The organism is Streptomyces sp. NPDC059002, from assembly GCF_042740435.1.
GTDB lineage: Bacteria > Actinomycetota > Actinomycetes > Streptomycetales > Streptomycetaceae > Streptomyces.
Genome location: NZ_JBHYJI010000016.1, coordinates 82586 through 107263, shown reverse-complemented (window position 1 = coordinate 107263; position 24678 = coordinate 82586). Strand labels below are relative to the sequence as shown.

General features: G+C 70.6%; 20 protein-coding genes and 1 pseudogene. 8 read left to right on the top strand and 13 right to left on the bottom strand.

Annotation, left to right across the window (positions count from 1 at the left end):
• Positions 1-21: 21 nt before the first annotated feature.
• The gene (locus tag ACFWZ2_RS17290; RefSeq protein ID WP_384546399.1) at positions 22-660 is read left to right on the top strand and encodes a histidine phosphatase family protein; all 639 of its coding nucleotides are present in this window, start codon (positions 22-24) and stop codon (positions 658-660) included.
• Here ACFWZ2_RS17290 and ACFWZ2_RS17285 read toward each other — a convergent pair whose 3' ends face one another.
• Genes ACFWZ2_RS17285 through ACFWZ2_RS17275 form a run of 3 tightly spaced genes read right to left on the bottom strand, consistent with a single transcriptional unit; the run spans position 661 to position 5207 of the window.
• Positions 661-1629: a Gfo/Idh/MocA family protein gene (locus ACFWZ2_RS17285; RefSeq protein ID WP_384546397.1), complete on the bottom strand. Its 969-nt coding sequence runs from the start codon at positions 1627-1629 to the stop codon at positions 661-663.
• A gap of 51 nt (positions 1630-1680) precedes the next feature.
• A complete protein-coding gene (locus ACFWZ2_RS17280; RefSeq protein WP_384546396.1) occupies positions 1681-2160 on the bottom strand; it encodes a hypothetical protein in 480 nt (159 codons plus the stop codon).
• 2 nt (positions 2161-2162) lie between these two features.
• Positions 2163-5207, bottom strand: a complete 3045-nt coding sequence (locus ACFWZ2_RS17275; protein WP_384546489.1) for an RHS repeat domain-containing protein — start codon at positions 5205-5207, stop codon at positions 2163-2165.
• 2515 nt (positions 5208-7722) lie between these two features.
• On the opposite strand from ACFWZ2_RS17275, the gene ACFWZ2_RS17270 reads away from it, so the two are divergent.
• The 3 genes from ACFWZ2_RS17270 (at position 7723) to ACFWZ2_RS17260 (ending at position 12501) form a co-directional block, all read left to right on the top strand.
• Positions 7723-8154, top strand: a complete 432-nt coding sequence (locus ACFWZ2_RS17270; RefSeq protein ID WP_384546487.1) for a pentapeptide repeat-containing protein — start codon at positions 7723-7725, stop codon at positions 8152-8154.
• Positions 8155-9009: 855 nt separating this feature from the next.
• Complete coding sequence (locus ACFWZ2_RS17265; protein ID WP_384546394.1) at positions 9010-12036, top strand: FG-GAP-like repeat-containing protein; 3027 nt, start codon at positions 9010-9012, stop codon at positions 12034-12036.
• An 81-nt stretch (positions 12037-12117) separates the two neighbouring features.
• Positions 12118-12501 (top strand): hypothetical protein, encoded by a 384-nt coding sequence (locus ACFWZ2_RS17260; RefSeq protein WP_384546392.1) that lies wholly within the window; start codon positions 12118-12120, stop codon positions 12499-12501.
• Positions 12502-12530: 29 nt separating this feature from the next.
• On the opposite strand, the gene ACFWZ2_RS17255 is transcribed toward ACFWZ2_RS17260, so the two are convergent.
• Entirely contained in the window at positions 12531-13022 is a 492-nt protein-coding gene (locus tag ACFWZ2_RS17255; protein WP_384546390.1) for a MarR family winged helix-turn-helix transcriptional regulator, read from the bottom strand.
• 125 nt (positions 13023-13147) lie between these two features.
• Between ACFWZ2_RS17255 and ACFWZ2_RS17250 the strand changes: the two genes are divergently transcribed.
• The 3 genes and pseudogenes from ACFWZ2_RS17250 to ACFWZ2_RS17240 all read left to right on the top strand — a co-directional run bounded on the left by ACFWZ2_RS17250 (position 13148) and on the right by ACFWZ2_RS17240 (position 14460).
• Positions 13148-13561: an organic hydroperoxide resistance protein gene (locus ACFWZ2_RS17250; protein WP_384546388.1), complete on the top strand. Its 414-nt coding sequence runs from the start codon at positions 13148-13150 to the stop codon at positions 13559-13561.
• 13 nt (positions 13562-13574) lie between these two features.
• A pseudogene (locus tag ACFWZ2_RS17245) lies at positions 13575-13748 on the top strand (TOBE domain-containing protein); the annotation flags it as partial.
• 58 nt (positions 13749-13806) lie between these two features.
• Positions 13807-14460 carry an antibiotic biosynthesis monooxygenase gene (locus ACFWZ2_RS17240; RefSeq protein ID WP_384546386.1) on the top strand — a complete coding sequence of 218 codons (654 nt, stop codon included), beginning with the start codon at positions 13807-13809 and terminating at the stop codon, positions 14458-14460.
• Positions 14461-14540: 80 nt separating this feature from the next.
• On the opposite strand, the gene ACFWZ2_RS17235 is transcribed toward ACFWZ2_RS17240, so the two are convergent.
• Together ACFWZ2_RS17235 and ACFWZ2_RS17230 are read right to left on the bottom strand one after the other, a co-directional pair.
• Positions 14541-15824, bottom strand: coding sequence for an MFS transporter (locus ACFWZ2_RS17235; protein WP_384546384.1), 1284 nt, complete (start codon positions 15822-15824; stop codon positions 14541-14543).
• A 74-nt stretch (positions 15825-15898) separates the two neighbouring features.
• A complete protein-coding gene (locus ACFWZ2_RS17230) occupies positions 15899-16618 on the bottom strand; it encodes a hypothetical protein (RefSeq protein WP_384546383.1) in 720 nt (239 codons plus the stop codon).
• 228 nt (positions 16619-16846) lie between these two features.
• On the opposite strand from ACFWZ2_RS17230, the gene ACFWZ2_RS17225 reads away from it, so the two are divergent.
• Positions 16847-17620: a thioesterase II family protein gene (locus ACFWZ2_RS17225; protein ID WP_384546381.1), complete on the top strand. Its 774-nt coding sequence runs from the start codon at positions 16847-16849 to the stop codon at positions 17618-17620.
• A gap of 22 nt (positions 17621-17642) precedes the next feature.
• Here the strand turns inward: ACFWZ2_RS17225 and ACFWZ2_RS17220 are convergent, their stop codons facing one another.
• The 7 genes from ACFWZ2_RS17220 to ACFWZ2_RS17190 all read right to left on the bottom strand — a co-directional run bounded on the left by ACFWZ2_RS17220 (position 17643) and on the right by ACFWZ2_RS17190 (position 24635).
• Complete coding sequence (locus tag ACFWZ2_RS17220) at positions 17643-17900, bottom strand: phosphopantetheine-binding protein (RefSeq protein WP_384546379.1); 258 nt, start codon at positions 17898-17900, stop codon at positions 17643-17645.
• The gene (locus ACFWZ2_RS17215) at positions 17893-18867 is read right to left on the bottom strand and encodes a TIGR03560 family F420-dependent LLM class oxidoreductase (protein ID WP_384546378.1); all 975 of its coding nucleotides are present in this window, start codon (positions 18865-18867) and stop codon (positions 17893-17895) included. The genes ACFWZ2_RS17220 and ACFWZ2_RS17215 overlap by 8 nt, the downstream gene beginning before the upstream one ends.
• A complete protein-coding gene (locus ACFWZ2_RS17210; protein ID WP_384546376.1) occupies positions 18864-19214 on the bottom strand; it encodes a PqqD family protein in 351 nt (116 codons plus the stop codon). Before ACFWZ2_RS17210 ends, ACFWZ2_RS17215 begins: the two co-directional genes overlap by 4 nt.
• Positions 19211-21577: a beta-ketoacyl synthase N-terminal-like domain-containing protein gene (locus ACFWZ2_RS17205; RefSeq protein WP_384546374.1), complete on the bottom strand. Its 2367-nt coding sequence runs from the start codon at positions 21575-21577 to the stop codon at positions 19211-19213. The genes ACFWZ2_RS17210 and ACFWZ2_RS17205 overlap by 4 nt, the downstream gene beginning before the upstream one ends.
• Positions 21578-21886: 309 nt before the next feature.
• Positions 21887-22708: an ATP-binding cassette domain-containing protein gene (locus ACFWZ2_RS17200; RefSeq protein ID WP_384546372.1), complete on the bottom strand. Its 822-nt coding sequence runs from the start codon at positions 22706-22708 to the stop codon at positions 21887-21889.
• Complete coding sequence (locus ACFWZ2_RS17195) at positions 22705-23796, bottom strand: ABC transporter permease (RefSeq protein ID WP_384546370.1); 1092 nt, start codon at positions 23794-23796, stop codon at positions 22705-22707. Before ACFWZ2_RS17195 ends, ACFWZ2_RS17200 begins: the two co-directional genes overlap by 4 nt.
• Positions 23793-24635 (bottom strand): sugar ABC transporter substrate-binding protein, encoded by an 843-nt coding sequence (locus ACFWZ2_RS17190; RefSeq protein WP_384546368.1) that lies wholly within the window; start codon positions 24633-24635, stop codon positions 23793-23795. The genes ACFWZ2_RS17195 and ACFWZ2_RS17190 overlap by 4 nt, the downstream gene beginning before the upstream one ends.
• Between the last annotated feature and the right edge of the window lie 43 nt (positions 24636-24678).

Sequence of the window (24678 nt, the reverse complement as noted above, 5' to 3'; positions counted from 1 at the left end):
ACGTGCGGCGTCGTCCCCACCATGACCACAGCCGCCACGCGCCACCTCTACCTCGTCCGGCACGGCGAGGCCACGCCGGACGAGAGCGGCCTGTCGGAGAACGGCCGCCGCCAGGCCGCACTCCTCGGCGAACGCCTCCGCGGCGTCCCCCTCTCGGTGATCCACCACGGCCCGCTCCCCCGCGCCGAACAGACCGCTCGCCTGATCGGCGAGCGGCTCGACGGCGTCCCGTGCCACCGGAGCGAACCGGCCGGTGACTACCTCCCGTATCTGCCCGCGCGCCAGGAGCTGCCGCCGGAGACGGCCGACGAGACGCTGGACAGGCTGGCCGGATTTCCCGCCCGGGAGCGCGAGTGCGGACCCGCCCTCGCCCGCGAGGCGCTCGCCCTGTTCACCGGGCCCGTGCCCGGCGACGAGCCCCGCCACGAACTGGTCGTCACCCACAACTTCCTGATCGCCTGGCTCGTCAGGGCCGCCCTCGACGCCCCGCCGTGGCGCTGGCTCGGCCTCAACCACGGCAACGCGTCACTGACCGCGATCCGCTACGCCCCGGGCCGCCCCGCCGCGCTGCTCTTCCAGAACGACATGCGCCACCTGCCCGCGGAGCTGCGCTGGACCGGCTTCCCCGCCGAGCTGCGCCCGCACGACTCCGGGGACTGATCAGGGACGGCCCCGCAGCGCGTGCTCGCGCACATCGCGCAGCAGCCGCGCCTGCTCGGCGATCGCGGGGTCCGGCGCCGCCCCCGACCGGACCGCGGCGGCGAACGCCCTTACCGTGGCGGCCACTTGGTCGTCGGCGGGCAGGACGATGTCGCCGCCGCCCGTGCGCCGCTCGACGCGGACGCTCGGCAGCTGGTCGGCGGGCGGCGTGAAGGCGCGGTCGACGGTGATCCGGCCGAGGCTGCCCCAGATCTCGTACGCGGAGCGGTAGCCGTGGTCGAGGCCGAAGGTGAGCTGCGCGGTGACCCCCGCCGGAGAGCGCAGCAGGGCCGCGCCCGCGGTGTCCACGGCCCGGCCCGGTCCTTCGGTGAGCGTGGCGCCGAGCACGTCGAGGCCGTCGCCCAGGAAGTGCAGGGCGGCCCGCAGCGGATAGACGCCGACGTCCCACAGGGCGCCGCCGCCCAGCTCGGGGCGGTGCCGGATGTCGTCGTCCGGCAGCCGGGGAATGGCGAACGCGGCGTGGAAGGCGCGCGGTTCGCCGATGGCCCCCTCCGCGATCAGCTTCGCCACGGCGGCGTGCTGGGAGTGATGGACGAACATCACGTTCTCCATCAGGGCTAGGCCCGACTCCTCGGCCAGGGCGAGGAGTTGCCGGGTCTCCTCCCACGACGTGGTGAGCGGCTTCTCGGCGAGCACGTGCTTGCCCGCGCGCAGCGCCGCCCGCGTCCACCGTGCGTGCAGGGCCGCGGGCAGCGGGACGTACACCGCGTCGATGTCGTCCCGCTCCAGGAGTTCCGCGTAGCCGGTCACCGGCCGGGCGTCGTACCGCCCGGCAAGCTCCCGTGCCCGCTCCGTGTCACGGCTGGCCACCGCGGCGACGGCCAGGCCGTCCTGCGCCGCCATCGCGGGGAGCACGCGGCGCCGCGCGATGTCGGCGCAGCCGAGGACCCCGACGCGGATCGTCTTCATCAGATGCGTACCCCTTGCCCGGACGGAACGGAACGGCCCTTCACCTACTGATCATCCCTGGGCGCGGCCGCGCCGGTGCCCCCTCACCGTGAGGCCGGACGCGAACCGGATCTCGTCCACCACCCGGTCCGCGCGCGTGCGCCGTCCCAGCCAGCGCGCGTAGTTCGGCTTCTCCACGGCACGGCCGCGCACGACCCTGCCGTCGTGTGCCGTGATCGTCAGCCCGCTGTATCCGGCCTCGACGGATGCGATGTCCGACAGCGGAATCCAGTCGACGAGGCCCAGATTGCGGACGGTCACTCTGTCGTCGGTTATCGCCACCGATGTCGCGAAGCAATACAGGAAACCGGCGATCGCGCCGCCGAGGAAAAGCACGGCGAAAAGCACCATGTCGGCCTCGGGGGGACCTGTGAACCATTGCCAGACGGTGATTCCGCCGAGGACGGCGAACCCCGATGCGACGCAGAATGCGGCGACCCTGATGGGCATGGCCACGCGCCATACCCTGCGGGTTCCGTCCTTGACGGACATGGTCAACACCATCCCGGTGCGTTGATGGTCGTTCCGCATCCTGCTTGTCCGAGGCCGGTGTTCACACCGTAGGTGGCCCCCTGATACCAGCGGTCCACACGCAGCGCGTGCTGGGGGATGCCGGCGGCATGTCGCCCTGCGGGAAGGTGGCGACCGACTCCGTTCATTTTACCGAAGTGCGTGAACGCCTTGCCGCCCGCGGCGCCGAGCCCCATGCCGATCGCATATCCGCGCAAGTTCCCCTTGCCCTTCTCGCGGGCGTAGGCGAAGTCGTGCGTATAGGCGTCGGCCGCGAATTTCCCGACGACGACGACACCGCCCGCCACCGCGCAGGCTCCGAGGGAACCCACCACGCACACCACGAATCCGGTGCCCTCCGCGTAGCCCCGCCAATGGTCCTTGACGTGGGTGACGGCCTTGCCGCCCGTCTTGTTCCAGGCCTCGCCGATCTCGCCCCGCTTGATGTTGCTCCAGAGGCTGTCCTTGCGGCGCCGTTCGGCGTCCTGGCGTTTCTGCGCCTCGCGTGCGGCGGCGTCCGCCTTTTCCTTGGCCCTGGCCTTCTCGATTCCGTCGTAGAACCTGTTGCTGATGCCGCGCGACGCGTTGGCGATGCGCACCTGCTGCTTCTGGTACGGCTTGAGGCGGCCGTACCACCGCGTGTAGCGCTTGACCGCCTTGACCACCTGCTTGACGACCCTGTTGATCGCCTTCGTGATCCTCTTGACGAAGCTGCCGAAGAACTTGCCGTCGGGGTCGGCGTAGATGAGCGGGTTGTTGTTGGAGTACGTGAATCCGTGCATCTGCTGCGGGTCGCTCGTGTCGATGATCGGGTCGACGGAGATGAAGCGGCCCAGTGCGGGGTCGTACTCGCGGGCACCGAGGTGGGTGAGGCCCGTGGTGTCGGTGGTGCCGCCCACGAAGCCCCTGTTTCCCGGCCAGTTGACGGACTGGGCGGTGCGCTGTCCGCCGAAGATGTGCATCTTCCTGCGGGTGACGGCCTGGCCCGCGCCGAGGACGACCGCGGTGGTCGCCGTGCCCAGGTGGTCCGAGAGCAGGACGCTGACCTGGCCGCCGGTCCTCACCGCGACCGTCTCGTCGCCCGCGGTGTAGTAGCGGGCGCTGGTCTTGGTGCCGTCCTTGTTCAGGGTGACCTCGTTGCCGCCGGGCAGGTGCAGGGTGGTGGCGGCGGGGGTCTTGGCGAGGAGGCGGTCGCCGTCCGCGCCGTAGACGTACTCGGTGCGCCGGTCGCCCTCGGTGAGCGTGGCCAGGTGGCCCTCCGCGTCCCACGTCAGGTTCTGCTTGCGCCCGTCGGCCGCCCGGGTCGTGGTGTTGCCCGTCTTGTCGTAGGCGTAGCTGTCGGTGGAGGTCCTGCCCGCCGACTCGTTGGTGACGGAGGTCAGTGCGCGCGCTCCCGCGCCCTTCTCCCCGTAGGAGTAGGTGCGCTTGACGTCCTGGGCGGCGAGCGGGTCACCGGCGATCTTGTGCTGGGTCTCCGTCGTGCGGTTGCCGATGGCGTCGTAGGTGAAGCTGTGCCAGTACGCGTCGGGCCCGCCGACCTTGGGGGCCTTGCCGCCCTCGCCGCCGTCGGCGGCGGGCTTGGCGGCGCAACTGTCCGTCGCCGTCCAGGCGTTGGTGACCCGGCGCAGGGCGTCGGTCGTGAAGCACTGGGTGTCCACGGAGCGCTGCTCGTCCTGGCCGGACGCGGTGACGAGCCGGTTGATGTTGCCCGCCACGTCGAAGCCGTACCGGACGTCGTCGATGCGGGCGGGCCCGGTCTCGCGGTCCGTGGTGGTGCGGATCAGGTTGCCCGTGTGCTCGTCGTACTCCTTGGTGTCCCAGACATGGCGTCCCTTGGTGCCGTACTCGGTGCGCAGCGGGCGGCCGAAGGGGTCGTACGTGATGTTGTTGACCAGGATCGGGGCCGTGGGTCCCGTCATGACGAGCTGGTCGTAGGGGAGGCTGCTGCCGTAGCGGTTGGTGACGCGTTCGGCGGCCTGTCCGGGCAGCGCGGGCTGGCGGGTCCAGTCGAGGAGTCCGGTGCGCGCGTTGTAGCCGTACGTCCACTGGTAGGCGGCCGCGAGGGCGCCTTCCCGCGCGGGGATGGTGACCTTGGTGGCGGTGGGCTGGTAGCGGTCGTCGAGGGCGGTGGTCTCGGTCGTGTACTCCTGACCGCCGGTGTGCCGGGTGGACTTGGCGAGCTGCCCCTTGGCGACCGTGTCCCACGTCCAGGAGGAGAGGACCGTCTTGCCGTCCTTCACCGCGGTCTTGCGGCCGAGCGCGTCGTAGCTGGTGGACAGCGTGGTGCCGCGGGCGTCGGTCGCGGTGAGCGGGCGGTCCGCGTCGTCGTAGGTCGCGCCGGTGATCCCCTTGTCGGGGTCGTCGGTCCTGGTGACCCGGTCACGGTGGTCGTAGGTGTACGTCCACTTCGCGCCGGTCGGGTCGGTGACCGTCTTCTGCTTGCCCGCCGGCGTGTACGTGTACGTCGTGGACTGGGACGCGGTGCGGTCCGCGTCGGTGTACTGGATCAGTTCGGTCGTGCGGCCCTGGACGTCGGTGACCGTGGTGGTCGCCGTGTCGCCCTTGGGCGGGACGACGGTGGTGCGGTCGCCGCCGTACCGGGTGGTGATGCGGGTGACCTCGTCGCCGTACTTCTCGCTGATCTGCGCGGTCGGGCGCCCGGCGCCGTCGTGGACGGTGCGGGTGGCGTCAGGGGCCTTGGTGTCGTCGCCGGTCACCAGCTGTCCCGAGGCGTCGCCGGTCGCGTAGTAGGCGTCGTACGTCTTCCACTCCAGGCCGCGGGAGTCGTACCTCTTCTCGCCGATGACCCGGCCGACCCCGTTGGCGGAGGGCGCCTGGGTCTCGCGCTCGCGCAGCAGGCCGTCGTAGAAGGAGTACTCGGTGCGGTAGTCGCCGTTGTGGCGCAGGGTTTTGGTGGTGACGGTCGTCGGCTTCGTCTTCGAGACCGTGTACGTGAACTGCTTGCTGGGCGCGTCGGCGTGGGCGGCCTTCGGCCAGCCCGGCTCCCACGCCTTCGTGACCCGGCCCATGCCGTCGTACGTGGAGTCGGCGCGCTTGCCGTTGGCGTCCACCGTCGCGGTGGGCAGGCCGCGGCCCGGGTCGGACTCGGTGGTCTTGGTGTGGCCGAGGGCGTTGGTGACGACCGTCCTGGTCGGCGCGTAGGAGGTCGCGGGCGTGTACGCGGTGGTGGTCGTCGCGCCGGTCGCGTCGGTGGACTCCGTGGCGCGGCCGTGCCGGTCGGTCTTGTTCCGCTCCACGGTGAGGAAGCCGGTGCCCGCCGCGTCCTGCTCGTCGGCGCGCGTCACGTCGCCCTTGGTGGGGGCGGCGCCGAGGGTGGTGGAGTTGTCGAAGTAGGTGCGCTTCTCGGAAACGAGGTCCTTCGGCAGGTTCGGCGCGGTGCCGCAGGCCTTGGCGACGGTCTTCACCGAGGCCGCGAACTGGACCATGTTCTTGTCGGTGTTGCGGGCGTACGTCGTGGTGGTGCAGGTCTCGTCGCCGGACTTGGCGGTGTCGCCGAGGTCGGACTCGGTGGCGAGCTGGCCGTGGCCGTCGAAGGTGCGCTCGGTCCTGGAACGGCGCCAGCCGTCCCCGACGGCCGTGCGGCCGGTCTCCGTCGCACTGTCATCGGCCATGAAGGACTGGAGCGCGGGAAGTCCCGGGCGCTTGCGGGTCGCGGTGGCCGCCGACTTCCAGGGGACCGAGGCGGACGCCTCGATGATCTTTCCGCCGTCGAAGGTGGCCTCGTCGCGGGTCATTCCCGCGAACACGGGATGGTCGGCGGCCTCCACGCCTTCGGAGTCCTTGACCTTGGCGCCGGGGATGCCCCGGAAGTAGCGGGTCTCGGTGCGCAGCTTCGCGCCGTCGGTGCCCGTGCCGACCTCGGTCCTGACCTGGCCGTAGCCGCGGAAGTCGGAGTGGGTGCGGTACTTGGCCTCGGTGAACTCGTCCTCCGACTTCGCCCAGGCGGCGCCGCCGAGGTAGGTGTAGTCGGTCTGCTTGGCGGGGGCACCGCCGACGTTGTCCTCCTCGCGGACCTGGGTGACCACATAGGTGTGGAACCAGTCCTTGAGCGGCTTGAAGTCGGCGCCCGGCGCGTCGGGCGAGGTCCAGAAGACGGGGTAGCAGCGCTTGGTGTTGCTCTCCTCGGCGGGCAGGCTCTTGGCCGAGCACTCGGGCGCCGAGTAGCTGACGCCGACGGTGCCGCCGGACTCGGTGTCGATGGCGTGGACGCGGTAGCGGATCAGCGGTGCGATGCCGTCGCCGGTCCTGTCGACGCGGTTGGCCAGCTGGGTGCCGCGGAAGGTGACGGCGGGCAGCGTCTCGGGGGTGCCGCCGGTGTGGCCGGTGCGCTGGACGCTCTTGAGCCACAGGGCGGGTGACGAGCCGTCACCGGTGGAGGGGAAGGAGTGCTCCAGCTTCCAGGAGTCGACCTTCTGGTAGCCGGAACCGGAGCGGACCTCGGTCGCGATGCCGGTGATGCGCTTGCGGGACCAGAAGGACGGGCTGTGCCGGTTCTTGCACGCGTCCTTGGCCTTGCAGTACTGGTCGAAGGGCACGTCGGGCCAGTGCTTGGCGTTGGCCGCGGTGAACTTGTCGGCCGCGCAGTCGAAGGAGCCGGTGGCCAGGCAGCGCTCGGCGGAGGTGAAGGTGACCCGGGCCGCGGGCGTGCCGGTGTACAGGTCGCCGCTGCGCAGCCCGTACTCGATCTTCTTCAGGTGGCCGCCGCGGGTGTACGGCGTGGCCGTCGAACTGCCGCTGCTCAGGCTGACGTTGCGGCCGTAGTGGTTCTCTTCCTTGTCCCAGTAGTAGGCCATCGCGTCGCCGTGCGGGGTGACGACGTAATCGAGGTTCCAGCGCCAGCCCTGCTGGCACCAGGAGTCGGCGAAGGCGTCCTTGTGGCACGGTTCGCCCGCGTGGTTGCCGTACACCGGTACGGTCCAGGTCGAGTCCGTGGTCGCCTTGCCCGCGGTCCAGCCGGGCAGCTTGTGGAAGCCGAAGTAGTAGCGCACACCGGCGGTGTCGGTGACCTTCCAGTACTCGCCGTCGTCGTCGCCGTTGCCGCGGTTGCCGCTCTTCAGCAGCTCGATCTTGCTGCCGTCGTCGTGCCGCAGCTTCCAGGTGCCGGTCGCGTCGTCGCGGACGAGTTCGTTGGTGGTGCCGCCGAGCGAGAGGACGGCGTTCTGGCCGCCCCAGCACAGGTCGCCGTTCTTGGCCTTGTTGTTGCCGCCCGCGGTGTCCTCGCTGCAGGACTTGTAGCGGCGCTCGATGAAGCCGGGCTCCAGGCTCCAGCCGTCGCCGATGTTGTTCGCCTGGTTGTTGGTGGCCGCGGTACGGCCGTCGACCGAGGAGGACGAGTAGGCCAGGGACAGGTCGGGGCCCAGGTCACCCGGTACCTCCGGGGTCTGCAGGTCGTACGACCAGGAGAAACCGCCGGAGGAATCCCCGGCCTCCCACGACCCGGACGGCGACAGCGGGGTCGCCCGGAAGTCTCCGCCACCGCCGCCGGACGGAGCGGCAGCCTGCACGGCAAACAACGAACGGGCCTTGCGGACGGGGGTCTTGGCGGGGGCGTCCTCGGCGGGCGCGTCCTTGGCGGGCGCGCTCTTCGCGGGCGCGTCCTTCGCAGGCACGTCCTTGGCGGGCGCGTCCTTGGCAGGCGCGTCCTTGGCAGGCGCGTCCTTGGCAGGCGCGTCCTTCGCGGGCGCGTCCTTCGCAGGCGTGTCCTTCGCAGGCGTGTACTCAGCGGGCTCGCTCTTCGCGGGCGCGTCCTCAGCGGGCGCGCCCTTCGCAGGCGCGCCCTCCCCGAGGTCGACCCGCGCCGTGAGGGTCTGCTTGTCCGCGTCATTGTGGGCCGACTCGACCGGAACGGCCGTGCAGTCGCCCTTTCCGGAACCGGTGAGGGCGCACTCCGGAACCTGCGTCAGCGTGAGCCGCGACGCCCAGTCGGCCCCGAGGGCATTGCGGAACGACGAGTAGTCGACGCCGAGTTCGGCGTCGCCGCCGCTCTCGGATACGACGGACAGAAGGACTCCGGAGATCCCGGCCCGCTCGGTGGTCTTGCGGTCGAGCACCTCGACGGCGACTTCACCGGAGACGGAATCGCCGGAACGGCCCTTCTTCCCGGATTCCCCGGCCGAAGAAATGCCGACGGGCAGAGAACCGGCCGTCAATTCCTTCTTGCCGCCCGAAGCGGGCAGGTCGACCGAGGCCGAGCCGGGCTCGGGCCACGCGGCGTCGGGCACGCTCCGCCACGCCTTCTTGCCCGCCTCGTCGGCCGACGAGGCCGCTTCGGCCCCAACGGGCTTGACCGGCACGGGCCTTGTGGTCTGCAGCTCCCGCAGGGACAGCTTCGTCATCGCCAGGGTCTCGGCGGTCAGCAGTCCGCTCAGGAGGGCCGTCGCCGTCAGCGTCGTGACCACGCGTCGAGTGCGGCGCCTTCTCCGGTCCGAACGCCCGGGCCTGGGCCCGGAGTTTATTCGAGAAGACACACGCATTCTTCAAAAGCTCCCGCGTCAAGGGCCGATGGACGCCGGAGAACCTAGCACGCTCTTTACTCATTCATGACATGGACATAGATGATCACAATGGCCATGACCTTCGCCGCCGGAGTTACCGACAGAAGCCCCTTGACTAGCCGGAACACCTCACGTACTCGACCCCGAAAATGGCCGTGACCGATACCGGATCCACAGCTTGTCTTGACGCGTGCTTTACTGTCCCGGATTTCCGAGGATTGAATGAAGAGGAAGACGCATGCCTTGTCGTCCGCATTCCAGATGGCGAATAGGGCTTGCGGCCCTGGTGGTTGGCGCCCTGTCGGTGGGGGCCGGGGTGACCGCCGCCCCCGCGGCCGTCGCCGAGCCCCGGCCCGCGGGCAGCGAGGGAGCCTCGGGACCGGACGAGGAGACCACCGCGTCCCGGCAGGCCGCCCGCAGCGGGGACCGGGTCGAGGTCGTCTCCGGGCGCACCGAGTACGCCACGGTGTACGCGAACCCGGACGGCACCTTCACCCAGGACACCGCGACCGTTCCCGTCCGAACACGGCAGGACGGCAGGCTCGTTGACGTCGACGAGACCCTGGAGAAGCGGCCCGACGGCACGCTCGCTCCCCGCGCGGCCTCGGTGGGCGTGCGGTTCTCCGGCGGCGGCAGGAAGACCCCGCTGGCCACCGTCACGCGCGACGGACGCTCCATGAGCGTGGGCTGGCCCGGCGAGCTGCCCACGCCGAAGGTCGACGGGGACACCGCCACGTACCCCGACGTACTGCCCGGCGTGGACGTGAAGCTGCGGGCCTCGGTGACCGGGTTCCAGCAGGTGCTCGTCGTCAAGAACGCCGACGCGGCACGCGATCCCGCGCTCAAGAAGCTGCGCTTCGCCCTGGACAGCGACGGCGTCGACGTACGGACCGACGCCGCGGGCAACCTCACCGCCCGCAACCCCGCGGGGAAGCTCGTGTTCACGGCCCCGACCCCGACCATGTGGGACTCCTCGGGGACCCCCACGGCCGACGGCGCCGACGCGCCCGCGGCCGCCCGTGGCGCGAAGGCCCTCGCCGGGCCGGGCCGCGCCGCGGCACCGCGCGCCGGCGAGAACGTCTTCGAACCGCGGGCGGGCGCCGACGAGTCGCGCATGCCGATCCGCGTCGACGACGGCGCGATGGTCCTCACCCCCGACCGGGATCTGCTGACGCGTCCGGAGACGGTCTACCCCGTCTACATCGACCCCTCGGTCTCCAGCCCGCGGCTCGGCTGGACGTCGGTCTCCAAGAAGTACCCGACCACCTCGTACTGGAACCACAGCTCCCATGTGGCCAGGGTCGGCCACGAGTCGGACACCGGCGGCACCTGGCGGTCCTTCGTCCAGTTCAACCCGCGCTCGCTGCACGGCAAGCAGATCACCTCCTCCACGATGCGGATCAAGAACACGCACTCGTGGTCGTGCACGAAGAAGCCGGTCCAGCTGTGGCTGACCGCGGCGATCTCGTCGGCGACGACGTGGAACAAGCAGCCCGCCTGGCACGAGCAGTACGCGACCGTCAAGGACGCCAAGGGCTGGGCGGGCAAGTGCCCGGCAGGCAACCTGGAGTTCGACACCACGAAGGTCACCGCGAAGGCGGTCGCCGGGAAGTGGAACAAGCTCGCGCTCGGCCTGCGCGCCGACGAGTCGAGCAGCGAGTCGTGGAAGAAGTTCGACGCGCGGACCGCGGTGCTCTCCACCACCTACAACAGCACCCCGAACCTGCCGACCGCCATGGACACCGTGCCCTCGACCGTCGTCGGCGGCCGCTGCGGCGACGTCGGCAGCTACGTCACGCTCGGCAACACCGACGTCCAGCTGACCGCGCGGGTCTCCGACCCGGACGGCGGCACGGTCACCGCCCGGTTCCACCTGTGGCCCACCGGCAAGCGCGACGGGGACCCCGGCCTCATCGTCAACCGCGACATCAAGGTCGCCAACAACGGCGTCGCGCGCACCACCGTCTCCAAGAGCCTGCTGGCGAAGCACATCGGCGCGGCCAAGGGCCGCTTCTCCTGGAAGGTGCAGGCCCGCGACGGCAAGGCGGCCTCCGACTGGCGGCCCGCCCTCGGCGCCCCCGCCTGCCGTTTCGGCTTCGACCCCGACCGGCCGTCGCATCCGCCGACGGCGGCCTCCCAGCAGTTCCCCGACGGCGAGGCGGGCAAGCCCGCGAAGACCGGCACGGCCCGTACGCCGGGCTCGTTCACGCTCTCCTCGGGCGGCGTCGCCGACGTGGTGAAGTACGAGTACTGGAGCGACTGGGACCCCACCGTCCGCACCGCGACGCCCACCAAGGCGGGCGGCAGCGCGACCGTGCAGCTCACTCCCCCGTCGGCGGGCCCGCACCGGCTGCGCATGCGCTCCCTGGACAAGGCGAACAACCGCTCCGACACGGGCGTCTACTCCTTCTACGCCGACTCCCCCGGAAAGCCGGACGAGCCCGGCGACCTCAACGGCGACGGCAATCCTGACCTCCTGGCGCTGCGCCCGAACGGCGGGCTCGCCCTGCACCCGGGCATCGGCAACGGACGCCTCGCCACGTCCGCGTCCGCGAGCAAGCACTCCTTCGACGGCTCCCTGATCACCCACCGCGGCGACTGGAGCGGCGACGGCTACGAGGACGTCGTCGCCACCACCGGCGCCAAGGGCGCACGACAGCTGCACATGTATCCCAACAACGGCCTCGGCTACGCGTGCACCAGCGCCGGCGAGGCCGCGGACGGCGCCGCCTGCGAGGACCAGCGCCTGGAGCTCACCGTCGGCGACGAGGCCGACGACCACTTCAAGAACGCCGACCAGATCCTCGCCGTCGGCGACGTCGACGGGCCCACCGACCTCGACGGCGACGGCGAGATCGGCGACGTGGACCTGCCGTCCTTCCCCGATCTGCTGGTCAAGGAGGGCAAGCACCTCTGGCTCTACTACGGCCACCGGTACGGCAACCTCGACGAGTACGCCGGGCCCGTCCTCATCGGCGACGGCAACTGGCAGGACTACGACCTCGCCGCCCCCGGCGACGTCACGGACAACGGCCACGTCGACCTGCTGGCCCGCAAGCGGTCGAGCGGTGAACTCTTCCTGTACCAGGGCACGGGCCCGGGCGGCGAGGGGCTGGGCGACGGCCCGGCACGCACCCGCGTGGCCACCGGCTTCAGCCCCGCGGCCGCACCGCTGCTCGCCTCCGGGGGCGACGCCGACAACGACGGCAGGCCCGATCTGTGGGCCACCGCCCCCGGCACGACCGCGGGCCTGCGGTTCCACCCCCGCCTCACCGCGACGGGCCTGGGCGGCGCGGTCACGGTCGGCACCGACGGCTGGCACGACCTGCGGTCGCTGAGCTGACCCACGGCACCGCCGAAGGCGCCGGTCCCCACGCAGGATGACTCCGCGTGACAGGGGACCGGCGCCTTCGTTGGGCACGCCATGACTACTCTTCGCAAGATCGTCGCCGGTATCGGCGCGACCGCCGCCGCCATCGGTCTCGTCTGCGCCGCGGGTCAGCCCGCCGCGGCCGACGGCAAGTGGTGCAACAACTCCGTCTGCATCGAGACGTACGACTCGGGGACCTATCTCGGCCGGGTCGAGGTGTCCGTCGTCAACACCAACCAGCCCCACCGGATCTCGGCGCGCGTGTGGACCACCAACGGGTGGAGCGCCAACACCAAGACCGAGGACGTCGCGGCGTTCCGGACCTATCGCGACCAGGCGTACCCCCAGCGGCACTTCCCCGCGGGCACCAGGCTCTGCGCGGAGGGCTTCCGCGGCGGTGACAGCGTCGGGCTCCCCTGTGTGACGATCACCGACTGAGCCCGTCGGCGGTCTCCGAAGCGATCGCGTCAGTCGCCGGTGCCGCAGGCACCGGCGCCCAGGTCGGGCCGCGCGCCGTCCAGGGCCTCGGTCAGGGCGACGAGCCGGGCGCGCAGCTCGCGGACCTCGTCGAGGTCGAGGCCGGTGGCCCCGGCGATCGCGCGGGGCACGGCCAGGGCGCGCTCGCGGAGCGCGGTGCCCTCCGCGGTCGGCCGGACCGTGACGGAGCGCTCGTCGTCGGCGCTGCGCCTGCGCTCCACGTACCCCACCGCTTCGAGGCGCTTGAGCAGCGGCGACAGGGTGCCCGAGTCGAGCCTGAGGCGCTCGCCGATCCGCTTGACCGGCAGTTCGCCGTCCTCCCAGAGGACGAGCATCACCAGGTACTGCGGGTAGGTCAGGCCGAGATCCTTCAGCGCCGTCCGGTAGACGCCGTTGAAGGCACGCGTCGCGGCGTGCAGGGAGAAGCAGATCTGGTGGTCGAGCCGGAGGAAGTCCTCGTCCCGTACATCGCCGTGTGCCATGCGACCAGACTACCGCGCACCATTCAGTTGTGCACAACTGAATTGCGTGCTCTACTTCTCGGCAGGACGGTGCGCGGCGAGACGGCCCGCACGACCGGACGAGACGAAGAGAAAAGGTGGACACCATGGACGCGCTCTACACCGCAGTCGCGACCGCCAACGGCCGCGAGGGCCGCGCGGTCAGCTCCGACGGCCAGCTCGACCTGCCCCTCGGCTTCCCCGCCGCGATGGGCGGCAACGGCAAGGGCACCAACCCCGAGCAGCTCTTCGCCGCCGGGTACGCCGCCTGCTTCGCCAGCGCGATGGGAGCCATCGCGCGCCAGGAGAAGATCGACGTCAGCGACGTCTCGGTGACCGCGGAGGTCAGCATCGGCAAGGACACCGACGGCGGCTTCGGCCTCGCCGTCGTGATGCGGGCCGAGCTCCCCGAGCACCTGGAGGGCGCGGCGGGCCGCGACCTCCTGGAGAAGACCCACGCGTACTGCCCCTACTCCAAGGCCACCCGCGGCAACATCCCGGTCGAGCTCGTCATCGAGTAGCGGGGCGCCGGGGGTGGTCGACGGCGTGAGCCTGGCCGCCTTCGCCAAGGAGCGGGCCGAGGCGCCGCACCCCGTGCCCGGCGAGGTGCGGACCTCCGTGCGGAACGCGCTCGCCGGGATCGTCACCGCGGTCACCGTCGACGGCGTCCTCGCGCGGGTGGAGGTGCAGTCGGGACCTCACCGGGTGCGAGCCACGGGCTGAACGCTTGACCTCAAGCGCAGTTGACGTACGAAAGTCGACGCCCATGACACGATTTCGCGACCTCGTCCACCCCGCCGCGGGAACCGCCCTCATCAGCGAGTGGCTCACGGGCACCCCCGAGCGTTCCGCCGCGGCCGCGGACGCGGTGATCGGCGAGTGGGCGGCCGCCGCGACCCCCGAAGGACGCCTGGCCCAGCACGTCTTCCTCGCCACGGACGGCACGGGCCTGCTCTTCTACGCCCAGTGGACCAGCGACGAGGACCATCTGGCCTGGGCCCGCGCCCACCGCGCCAGCACCGTCAGCCGTGTGGACACCCTCGTCCCCGGCATCGAACGCCCCGGTCTCGCCCGGACCCGCCTCATCCGCAGCGTGCTCCACGACACGGAACACCCGCAACCGGCAGGCGTCTTCGTGGTGAGCACGATGGCGGCCTCCGACGCCGAGGGCGCGGTCGGTCCCGCTCCTGGTCTCCTCGCCGCGCATGTTCACCGCACGGCGAGCGGTGATCGGGCGATCGTGGTCACGGAGTGGGTGGATGCGGCGGCACATGAGGCGGTGGTCGTGGGGGGTGCGGGGGACGCGCGGAGCACGGGTGACGCAGGAAGCGCGGGGAGCTCGGCCTTCAAGCGGTACACGCTCCACCGCTCCTTCGGCTCGTCCAGCTCCTCCGGCTCCTCCGGTTTCCCCAGCGAGTGAGGCGCCCCCGGCATGACAACCGCCCCTGCTCCCCGACAACTCGGGGAACAGGGGCGGCCGTCATGCCGTCCGACGGTGGTTCACTCGCTCGCGAGGGCCTCCTCCGCCTTGGCCTTCGGCGGGTTCGCGCGGGACCAACTGCGTTCGATGAGGGCGCAGATGAAGCCCGCCACGGTGACGATCAGGGCGAGCACGATCCAGCCGGGCTTGCCCCAGTTGATGCACATCGCGATGACGACGATCGGCGCCACCGCCTCGGAGAGGCCGTGGCCGAGACCCATCACGCCCTGGTACTGGCCCTGGGCCTCGGGCTTGGCCAGCGCGAACGACAGCTCGAAGTTGCCCGCGGCCTGCCACACCTCGGCCAGTGAGTGCACGACGATGCCGATGAGCAGCAGGACGACCGCGATCCACGCCGCGGGTCCCGCCGACACCGCCACCAGGATCCACGCCACCAGGAACAGCGGTCCGGACAGCGCGAGCAGCCGGGCCGCCGAACGCGGGTCGGTGATGGACCGCGTCGCGGGGACCTGGGTGGCGGCGACGATGATCGCGCCGAGGAACAGCACGATCGCCGCCATCCACCGCGGCGCGTTCGTGCGCAGCACGATCCACACCGGGACGGCCTGGACCAGCACGAAGTACTGCAGGCTCGCGACCGAGGAGGCGGCGGTCAGGCTCAGATAGGTCCGGTCGCGCAGCGCCAGCCAGCGGGGCTGCTTCTCCGCGCCGGGCTCCTCCTTGTCGTCGGCGACCCGGGTCGGGGCGAAGTCCGGCAGCCGCGTCAGGATCGCGGCGGCCAGCAGGAACGTGCCGGTGTCGATGAGGATCATCGTCACGTACGCCGCACGCGTGTCGATGGCCAGGACCGCCGCGGCCCCGAGCGTGCCCACCGCGATCCCGACGTTGGTCACGGCCCGCAGATAGGTGCGCAGTTGCGCGCCCTTGCCCTCCTCCGCGAGCACACCGATCATCGCGCCGCGCGCGCTGACCGTTCCCGCCCGGCCGACGGCGGCCGCGGCGGCCACCACGAGCAGCGGCCACAGGCTGTGCACCAGGAGCAGGCTGACGCTCGCCGCCGCCTCGAACAGCATGGAGGCGATGAGGACCTTCTTCGACCCCTTGCGGTCGGCCAGGTCGCCTATCAGCACTCCGGCGCCGAAGCCGGCCAGCGACCCGACGGTCAGGCCGACGCCCGCGGAGGTCGGGCTCAGCCCCGCGGACCTGATGAGGAAGATCGTGCCCGCGGACAGGAACATCCCCATGCCGATGGTGTTCACGATGGTCGACATCGCCAACAACCGCTGGTGGGGGTCCTCAGGACCGCTCACCGCGGCCCGGAGCTTGGCCATCGAGGTGCTCACTCTGTCTCCTCCTCAACCTGCGGTGTGCGCAGGGGTGATGTGCAGGCGTCGCTGTGCCGGTACTGCGACGGTGATCAGGGGGCGGACAGGAAGGTGTCCTCGAGCCGGACGATGTGCGACTGGGTCCAGCGGGCGACGCGCAGGGCGCAGTCGGCGTCGGACTCGCCGGGGCGCAGTCCGTCGAGGACCATGTGCCGGTATTCGTCCACACCAATTCCGCACTGCGGGGTGCTTTCCAGGCGGCGGAGCACCCACTTCTTGCGTCGGCAGAGCTCTCCGTTGAGCGTGAGGGCGGCGTCCGTGAGGAATCCGGCGGCAAGTCCCGCGGATACCCGGGCCGTCTTGTAGTCACCGGAGTCGAGCTGCCCCATGACATCGGTGAGGCAGTTCTCGGCGTCGGCCTTCAGGTATCGGGCGAGCGACCTGCCGTACGACGAGCTCTGGAGCAGTTCGCGCATTTCCTTGAAGAAGTCGGGGTTCTTCAGCGGAACTCCGATGGAAAGCCGGTAGATGAAGTCCTGGAGGGCGTCGCTGCTGTTGCAGAACTCGACCTCCTTTTCGAGATAGGGGGCGAGCACGGTGGCGAGCGTGTTGGTCGGCCACACCCGCAGGTCGACGCGCTGGTCGCCGTACGCGCCCATCCAGATGGTCACGCGCACGCCGGTGCTCGGGTCGGAGCTCTGCCAGGTCTCCATCGTCGGGTCGACGGGGAGGTCGAGCTTCTCGTCGGCGAACGCGTACAGGTCGATGTCGCTGAACGTATTGCCCCACCCGGCGGCCGTGGAGCCCGTCATACAGACGGCTTTGGCTTCGGCCAGTCCGGGAAAGCGCTTGAGAACGGCCTCGAAGGAAAGGTCGGGCTGCGCAAGAACCGACGGCTGCTCGACGATTACCTCGACACTCGGATTAAACATCAGAATCCTCTCGGATGGCAGGGATTGGCATGCTGGAAGTGACTTCCCGGGGCGGCAGCTGAGATTAATCTGGGTTGCCTTAATCACGCTGCGGATTAGCTGCACAGCATGCTAAGATCCGCGCCCATGGACATATCGAATTACGCGGGTATATCGAAGCAATCGTCGAAGCTCGTTCCGTGGAGCACGGGAACGGCGACGACTGGGGGGAATAGCACCGCACTCGCGTGTATTCCGTGGGCCGGCGCAGGAGCGACTCCGTTCCGCCCCTGGGGTCCGGTGATCGGCGACGCGGCCGATGTGTACGGCGTGCGTCTGGCCGGTCGCGAGAGCCGGCAGACGGAACCGCTGCCCGCCTCCCTCGACGAGGTCGTCGACGAACTGGTCGCGGAGCTGGTCGCGTTGGACGTCCCGCGCGTCGCACTGTTCGGCCAGTGCTCCGGCGCCCTGCTCGCCTACCGGACGGCGCAGCGGCTGCGGCGCTCCGGCGAAGGACCCGAGGTCGCCCATCTGCTCGTCGCCTCGCAGCGCCCGCCGCGCGTCCTCGCGGACGACGGCGACGAGTCGGGTGAGGACCTGACGCGCTACGTGCCCGAGCACCTGCGCGAGGAGCCCGAACTCCTTGAGGTGCTGCTGCCGATCCTCGCCGCGGACATGCGCCTTGTCGCCGACTACGTCTACACGCAGGACACGCCTCTCGACGTGCCGCTCACCGTGCTCTACGGCGGGCGCGACGACCTGCTCAGCCGGGCCGACGTGGACGGCTGGCGGCACGAGACCACCGGGCCGAGCGCCTTCCGCGAGGTCGCCGGTGCCGATCATCTCTTCGGCGGCGCCGCGTGGTCGGAGCTCGCGGAGGCGATCCGTGCCGCGCTGACGTAGGCGTCCGGATCTCGCGACCGGCCTACCCATCGCCGAGGAAGGCCGCGAGCTGTGCGATGGTCGGGCGGGCGAAGACATCGACGATCTTGATGCCCGGCCAGCGCCGACGCAGCACCCGGACCACGTCGACGACATGGGCCGACGTCGCGCCCAGGTCGAAGAAGCCCGCCTCCGGGTCGACGGTGTCCAGGCCGAGTGCCTCGGCCCAGACCGCGGCGACGACCTCGGTGGGGTCGCCGGACAGGCCGGCCTCGGTCACGGAAGAGCTTGGCTCAGTCATCCATGGCCTCCCGCAACGTCGTGCCGACCAGCCGCAGATGGTCCAGGTCGCCCGGGTCGAGGACGGTGACGATCAGGCCGTCGGCCCCGGCCTCGCGGTACTCCGCGATCTGGCGCCGCACTTCGTCGCGGGTGCCGCACAGGGCGAACCCCCGTACGGCGCTCGGCGCGCGGCCCAGCAGCGACCCGAGCCGTTCGAGGCCTTCCTGGAGCTCGGTCTCGGACTCGGTGACGATCGCGTGCCCCAGCCACGTCTTGGTGATCTCCCCGGAGTCGCGGCCCACGGCGGCGCACGCCTTCTCCAGTACGTCGATCTTGTGACGCACGGTGGCCGGCGCACCGAAGAAGTTGCAGGCGTCGCCGTACCGGGCGACCGTCGGGATCAGCACCCGCTCGCCGCCACCGCCGATGAGGATCGGCGGACCGTCGGCGTTGACCGGTCCCGGCACATTGATCGGCTCGTCGATCCGGTGGTACGTGCCGGAGAACCGCGGCGCCTGCTCGGTGAACATCGCCCGGCAGATCTGCACCGCCTCGGCAAGACCCTTGAGGCGCTCGCCGGTGGTCTGGAACTCCATGCCGTAGGCGCGGCACTCGTCCTCGTGCCAGCCCGCGCCGATGCCGAGCATCGCGCGGCCCTTGCTGATGACGTCGATGGTCGTCACCATCTTCGCGAGGAGTGCGGGGTTGCGGAATCCGTTGCACGAGACGAGCACGCCGAGGCGTGCGGTCGACGTGACGGCGGCGAGCGCCGCGAGCGTCGTGTACGCCTCCAGGATCGGCTCGTCCGGCTCGCCGACCGAGGCGATCTGGTGCACGTGATCCATGGTCCACAGGCTGTCGAAGCCGGCGGCCTCGGCGATCTGCGCCATCTCCACGACACGGTCGAAGAGTTGGTTGTCCATGGTCCCGGGGAAGGAGTAGCCGGGTATCTGCAGGCCGACCCGGGTGATGACGTCCCGACTCATCCGGCGACTGCCAGCTGTGCGAGCAGGGCGGTGTCGGCGAGGGTGGTGAGCTGGAGGATGCCGAGGTCGACGAGGCGGTTGCAGAGGGTGAGCACGGGCTGCTCGAGCTCGGCGGCCGGGAGGCCCGTCGACGCGGCGAGTTCCTCGACGATCACCGCGACGCTGCGGCGTCCGTCGATGAGCCGCCAGACCTTGCGCGCGTCGGCGTCGATCACATAGCGGCCGATCAGCCGCTCGATCAGGAGGCCGCCCTCGTGGCCCTCGGTGAGTTCCACCACCTGGTCGGGCACGCGGGCGGTCACGTCGAGCCGGCGGATCAGGACGTCGTTGATGTTCACGGTGCTCATGAGGTTTTCTCCGTAGCCAGGGCCTGTTCGATGTAGGTCGAAGTGGCCTCGATAGTGGGCGCGATGAAAGGCAGGTCGATCGGCAGCTCGAGCCCGAGCTCCTCGTTCAGCCGGGCGCCGATCTCCACTGCGTGCAGCGAGTCGCCGCCGAGGCCGTCCAGGAAGTGCGCGTCGTGCTCGATGCGCTCGACACCGAGGACCTCGAGCCAGACCCTCTCGACGAACGCGGTGATGTCCACCGTGTCGGCGCGGGTCGGCGCCTGCGGGGCGCTCGGGGTCAAGTCCTGTGCCGCCGCGGGGCGTTCGAGCCAGAACCGGCGGCGGGTGAAGGGGTAGGTCGGCAGCGGGACCCGGCCGCGCGACTCGTCGCCGTAGTAGGCGGCCCAGTCGACCGCGACCCCCGCCCGCCAGGCCGCGGCCGCCACGTCGGCCAGGTCGAAGGACGGGCCGACGACGATCCGGCCCGCGCCCTCGCGGACGGTCCCGGCGTCGGCGTCGGCGGTGCAGGCGTCCAGAGCCGCCTCCAGCGACTGGGGGTCGGCGCCCGTGGTCAGCCACTGCGCGGCGGGACGCGCCCACTTGGGCGCGTCCACCCTGGCGAAGGTCAGGCCGAGGCGGAGCAGGGCCTTGGCGACGCCGAGCGCGGCGAGCGCACCGGCGCGTTCCGGGGCGAGGCCGCGCAGCTCGGCGTGGCCGGTGAGGTCGGTGAGCGCGGAGCGCAGCAACGGCTCGGTGGCGAGCAGCCGTTCACCCGTCGCGGCCAGCTCCTCGGGGGTCCCGTGGATCGCGAGCGACCATCGCGCGGTGGGCCGCTCGGCCTCGACGGGGGCGCGCAACCGCGCGACGGCGTCGGCCGGTTCGGCGACCACGGCCGCCCAGCGGCGGGCGAACCGGGCGCGTCCCACGCCGAGCGTGTACGCGATGTCGGCCAGCGCTGCCCCGTCGACGGGGGCCTGCGCCGCGAGCCGGTCGGCGAGCCGCTCCCGCATCCGGTCCAGCTCGTCGTCGCTGCGCGCGGAGAGCGCGATGACGTGACGCGGGCGCGGGGCGGACGCGGCGGGCGCCGCGGGCGCGGACTCCACCACGACGTGCGCGTTGGACCCGCCGAGGCCGAACGAGCTGACACCCGCGACGCGCGGGCCCTCGGTGTCCCAGGGCCGGGTCTTCGAAGTGAGCGCGAACGGGGTCGCGTCGAGGTCCATCTCGGGGTTCGGCTCCGTGAAGTGGAGCGTCCCCGGGATGGTGGCCCGCTCGACGGCGAGTGCCGCCTTGATCAGCCCCGCGACGCCGGCCGCCGCGTCGGTGTGCCCGATGTTGGGCTTGACCGCGCCGAGCGTGAGGGGTGCGTCGGCGGGCCGTCCCGTGGTCGCGAAGACGCGTCGCAGCGCCTCGAATTCGACGGGGTCGCCGATGGCGGTGCCGGTGCCGTGGGCCTCCACGTAGCCCACCTGGTCGGGCTTGATGTCCGCCCGCGCGAGCGCGGCACGGATGACCGATTCCTGGCCGTCGATGTTCGGGACGGTGAATCCCCCGCGTGACCCACCGTCGTTGTTGACCGCCCAGCCGCGGATGACCGCCCTGCGGTGGTCGCGGTCGGCGCGCGCGTCGGACTCCCGCCGCAGGACGACGACTCCGGCGCCGGAGCCGGGGATCGTGCCGGAGGCCTCGGCGTCGAAGGCCCGGCACCGTCCGTCGGCCGACAGGATCCCGCCGTCGGTGTACGTATAGCCGTCGACGTCGGGCATCAGCAGGCTCACGCCGCCCGCGAGGGCGATGTCGCAGTCGCCCGCGGCCAGCGCCGAGCAGGCGAGCGCCACCGCGGTGAGCGCCGTGGCGCAGCCGGTCTGCACGGTGATGGCGGGACCGTTGAAGCCGAGTTTGAATGCGAGCCGCGGTGCGAGGAAGTCCTTCTCGTTCGCGAGCGTGACGCGTACGTCGCCGGAGCGTCCCGCGCGGGCCTCCGCCGGGGCCACGTATTCACGGAAGTAATGATTCTCGCCGGAACCGACGAACACCCCGACAACGGCATCGCGTTCCCCCGCGTAGCCCGCGTCCTCCAACGCCTCGGCCGCCACTTCGAGGAGCACGCGCTGCTGCGGATCCATGACGACGGCTTCGGTCGGCTGTATGCGGAAGTGGTCGGCGTCGAACGACTCGATGCCGTCAACCCGCGCGACCGCCCGCACGAACTCGCCGTTGCGGACGCCCTCTTCGAGGCCGGCGTCGGCACCGGTCGGCCGGTTCGACGACTCGATGCCTTCGACGAGGTTCGTCCAGTACTGCTCGACATTTTCCGCGCCTGCGAAACGGGCCGCCATACCGATCACCGCAATTGGAGGTGCGTAAGGTGGCTTTTGCTGCATCTGTACGGCTCCTGGGATCAGCGTGGCCTCGCGGCGACTCATTCGGCGGTGGCGTGCAGTACGGCACGCGAGAAGACATCGGCGCGTGAAACTATCAGAGAGTTGACGCCTTCATCAATCATTTTGATCACTTCGCATTCCGGCAACTAGTGCGGAACCAAAGGTTCCTGAGCAGCACTGTGCATACGGCAATCCGCTTTAGCGGCCGGGCCGAATCGGGCGGGCCCTACGGATATGCCGGATAAAACAGTCAGTCGAGGCGTCGGGCCGACGCAATGACGGCGTTCCCCGGACAGTTCGGACCACTTCTCATGTCCGTTCCAGTTCGTGTCGGAGATCGTCGAGCTCACTGCCGCCCGCCATCTGACGGGTGAGTTCGTCCAGGGTGATGTCCCGGCGGGTGTGACTGCCCGACATCGCGCCCCGTTTGAGGAGGACGAAGCGGTCGCCCACCAGGTAGGCGTGGTGCGGGTTGTGGGTGATCAGGACGACCCCCAGGCCCGCGTCCCGCGCCGCCGCCACGTACTTCAGGACGACGCCGGACTGCTTGACGCCGAGCGCGGCGGTGGGCTCGTCCAGGACGAGGACCTTCGCGCCGAAGTAGACGGCGCGGGCGATCGCCACGCACTGGCGCTCGCCGCCGGAGAGCGTGCCGATGGGCTGGTCGACGTCGCGCAGGTCGATGCCCATGCGCAGCAGCTCCGTACGAGTCGTCTCGCGCATGAAGTCGACGTCCATGCGCTTGAAGGGGCCGACGCCCTTCGTCGGCTCGGAGCCGAGGAAGAAGTTCCGCCAGACCGGCATCAGGGGGACGACCGCGAGGTCCTGGTAGACCGTGGCGATGCCCAGGTCGAGGGCCTCGCGCGGGGAGCCGAGCCGGGTGTCGTCGCCCTCGATCGTGAAGGTCCCCGCGTCGTGCTGGTGCAGCCCCGCGATGATCTTGATGAGGGTGGACTTGCCCGCGCCGTTGTCGCCGAGCACGCAGGAGATCTCGCCCGCGTGGACTTCGAGGGAGACGCCTTCGAGGGCCCGGATGTTGCCGTAGTACTTGCTGACACCGGCCAGTTCGACGAGCGGCGTGCGCTCCCGCACTCCGTCCTGACCTGCCGCGTCCTTGGTCTCGGTCGTCATGCCGTCGCCTCCGCGCGCCTGCGGACCCAGTGGTTGAGCAGGGTGGCCAGGAGCAGCATCGCCCCGAGGAAGAACTTGAACCAGTCCGGGTTCCACTCGGCGAACACGATGCCCTTGCTGACCATGCCGAAGATCAGCGCGCCGACGGCAGCGCCGACCGCGGAGCCGTAGCCGCCGGTGATCAGACAGCCGCCGATGACCGCCGCGATGATGTAGATCAGTTCGTTGCCGACGCCCTCGCCGGACTGGACCACGTCGTACGAGAACAGCAGGTGCTGGCCCGAGACCCAGGCGCCGAACGAGACTCCGAGATAGAGGCCGATCCTGGTCGCGGCGACCGGGACGCCGACCGCGCGGGCCGCGTCCTTGTTGCCGCCCACCGCGAAGATCCAGTTGCCGGCGCGGGTGCGGAGCAGGATCCAGGTGGCGACCGCGACCAGGCCGAGCCACCACAGGACGGTCACCTTGTAGTCGACGCCGCCGACGGTGAACGACGAGGCGAAGACGTCCTTGGCGGAGCCGAAGCCGTCCATGTCGGCGATCGACTTCGTCGACACGGTGCCGCCGATCAGCTTGGTCAGGCCGAGGTTCAGTCCGGTCAGCATCAGGAAGGTGCCGAGCGTGATGATGAAGCTCGGCAGCTTCGTGCGGGTCAGCAGGACGCCGTTGAAGCATCCGACGGCGAGCGTCACCAGGAGCGATACGCCGACGCCGACCCAGACGTTGGCGGACATCTGGTAGCTGAACATCGAGGAGCACAGCGCCGAACTCGTCACCAGGACGCCCGCCGACAGGTCGAACTCGCCGCCGATCATCAGGAGCGCCACCGGCACCGCCATGATGCCCATCGTCGATGCCGCGTACAGGACCGTGGCGAGGCTGCTGGCCTGCAGGAAGCTGTCCGCGACGAGCGAGAAGAAGACGAAGACGGCGACGGCGCCGACGACCGAGCCCAGTTCGGGACGGCCGAGCGTCCTGCGCGCCGCCGAGCGCTTCAGGAGGCGTTCGTCGGGGTGCGCGGATACGGCGGGCGGTGCGGCCGCGCCGGGCTCGGGGCCCTGGGCGACCTTCTCGTCCAGGCCGTTCATCGGGTGCCGCGGGCGGTGTACTTCTCCAGCTTCGGCACGTCCTTCTCAGTGACGATCGCAGGCCCCGTCAGGACCGGCTTGCCCCCACCCAGGACATTCGCATTCGTCTTGTACAACCACAGCTCATCGATGGAGAGGTACCCCTGGAGGTAAGGCTGCTGATCCACCGCGAAACCGACCTCCTTGGCCTTCAGCCGCTTCACCACCTCGGCATTCAGGTCGAACGTGTCCACCTCCGCCCCGCTCCCCGCATCCTCCTTCGCCTTCACCGACACCGCCGCGATCGGCGCACCCAGCGTCACCACCGCATCGATACCCCTGGACGCCTGCAGCTTGGCACTGACCGAGGACTGCGCACCCGGCGCGTTCGTCCCCTCCACATTCAAGTTCTCCACCGACCCGTCGAAGGTCTTCTTCACCCCCGCACACCGCTGCTCCAGCGACACATTGCCCTGCTCATGGATCACACACAGGACCTTCTTCCTGCCCCGCGCGTTCAACTCCTCCCCCACCGCCTCACCGGCCACCGACTCGTCCTGACCGATATGACCCAACGCCCCGAACTTCGCCGAGAACTCCGCCCCGGAATTGATCGTCACCACCGGAATCCCGGCCGCCGCCGCCTTCCCCAGGACCGCCTTCATCGCCTCCGGCTTGGCCAGCGTCACCACGATCCCGTCGACCTTCTTGTCCACGAACGACTGGACCAACTCCGCCTGCCCCTTGGCCTCCTTGTCATTCGCGTACAAGAACTCCACGTTGTCCTTGCGCGCCGCCTGCTTCGCCCCGCTCTGCACGATGTCCCAGAACGTGTCACCCTCACCCGAGTGCGTCACCATCGCGATCTTCAGACGCGGGGTGTTCACACCCTTGCCGCTCCCG

What these genes read in the sequence shown, in the direction of transcription:
- ACFWZ2_RS17220 (WP_384546379.1), bottom strand. Translation starts at nt 17,900, where the DNA reads ATGACTGAGCCAAGCTCTTCCGTGACCGAGGCCGGCCTGTCCGGCGAC.
- ACFWZ2_RS17215 (WP_384546378.1), bottom strand. Translation starts at nt 18,867, where the DNA reads ATGAGTCGGGACGTCATCACCCGGGTCGGCCTGCAGATACCCGGCTAC.
- ACFWZ2_RS17255 (WP_384546390.1), bottom strand. Translation starts at nt 13,022, where the DNA reads ATGGCACACGGCGATGTACGGGACGAGGACTTCCTCCGGCTCGACCAC.
- ACFWZ2_RS17190 (WP_384546368.1), bottom strand. Translation starts at nt 24,635, where the DNA reads ATGGTGACGCACTCGGGTGAGGGTGACACGTTCTGGGACATCGTGCAG.
- ACFWZ2_RS17240 (WP_384546386.1), top strand. Translation starts at nt 13,807, where the DNA reads ATGACACGATTTCGCGACCTCGTCCACCCCGCCGCGGGAACCGCCCTC.
- ACFWZ2_RS17290 (WP_384546399.1), top strand. Translation starts at nt 22, where the DNA reads ATGACCACAGCCGCCACGCGCCACCTCTACCTCGTCCGGCACGGCGAG.
- ACFWZ2_RS17285 (WP_384546397.1), bottom strand. Translation starts at nt 1,629, where the DNA reads ATGAAGACGATCCGCGTCGGGGTCCTCGGCTGCGCCGACATCGCGCGG.
- ACFWZ2_RS17205 (WP_384546374.1), bottom strand. Translation starts at nt 21,577, where the DNA reads ATGCAGCAAAAGCCACCTTACGCACCTCCAATTGCGGTGATCGGTATG.
- ACFWZ2_RS17225 (WP_384546381.1), top strand. Translation starts at nt 16,847, where the DNA reads ATGCTAAGATCCGCGCCCATGGACATATCGAATTACGCGGGTATATCG.
- ACFWZ2_RS17200 (WP_384546372.1), bottom strand. Translation starts at nt 22,708, where the DNA reads ATGACGACCGAGACCAAGGACGCGGCAGGTCAGGACGGAGTGCGGGAG.
- ACFWZ2_RS17275 (WP_384546489.1), bottom strand. Translation starts at nt 5,207, where the DNA reads ATGGGCCGGGTCACGAAGGCGTGGGAGCCGGGCTGGCCGAAGGCCGCC.
- ACFWZ2_RS17280 (WP_384546396.1), bottom strand. Translation starts at nt 2,160, where the DNA reads ATGTCCGTCAAGGACGGAACCCGCAGGGTATGGCGCGTGGCCATGCCC.
- ACFWZ2_RS17210 (WP_384546376.1), bottom strand. Translation starts at nt 19,214, where the DNA reads ATGAGCACCGTGAACATCAACGACGTCCTGATCCGCCGGCTCGACGTG.
- ACFWZ2_RS17260 (WP_384546392.1), top strand. Translation starts at nt 12,118, where the DNA reads ATGACTACTCTTCGCAAGATCGTCGCCGGTATCGGCGCGACCGCCGCC.
- ACFWZ2_RS17230 (WP_384546383.1), bottom strand. Translation starts at nt 16,618, where the DNA reads ATGACGGGCTCCACGGCCGCCGGGTGGGGCAATACGTTCAGCGACATC.
- ACFWZ2_RS17250 (WP_384546388.1), top strand. Translation starts at nt 13,148, where the DNA reads ATGGACGCGCTCTACACCGCAGTCGCGACCGCCAACGGCCGCGAGGGC.
- ACFWZ2_RS17195 (WP_384546370.1), bottom strand. Translation starts at nt 23,796, where the DNA reads ATGAACGGCCTGGACGAGAAGGTCGCCCAGGGCCCCGAGCCCGGCGCG.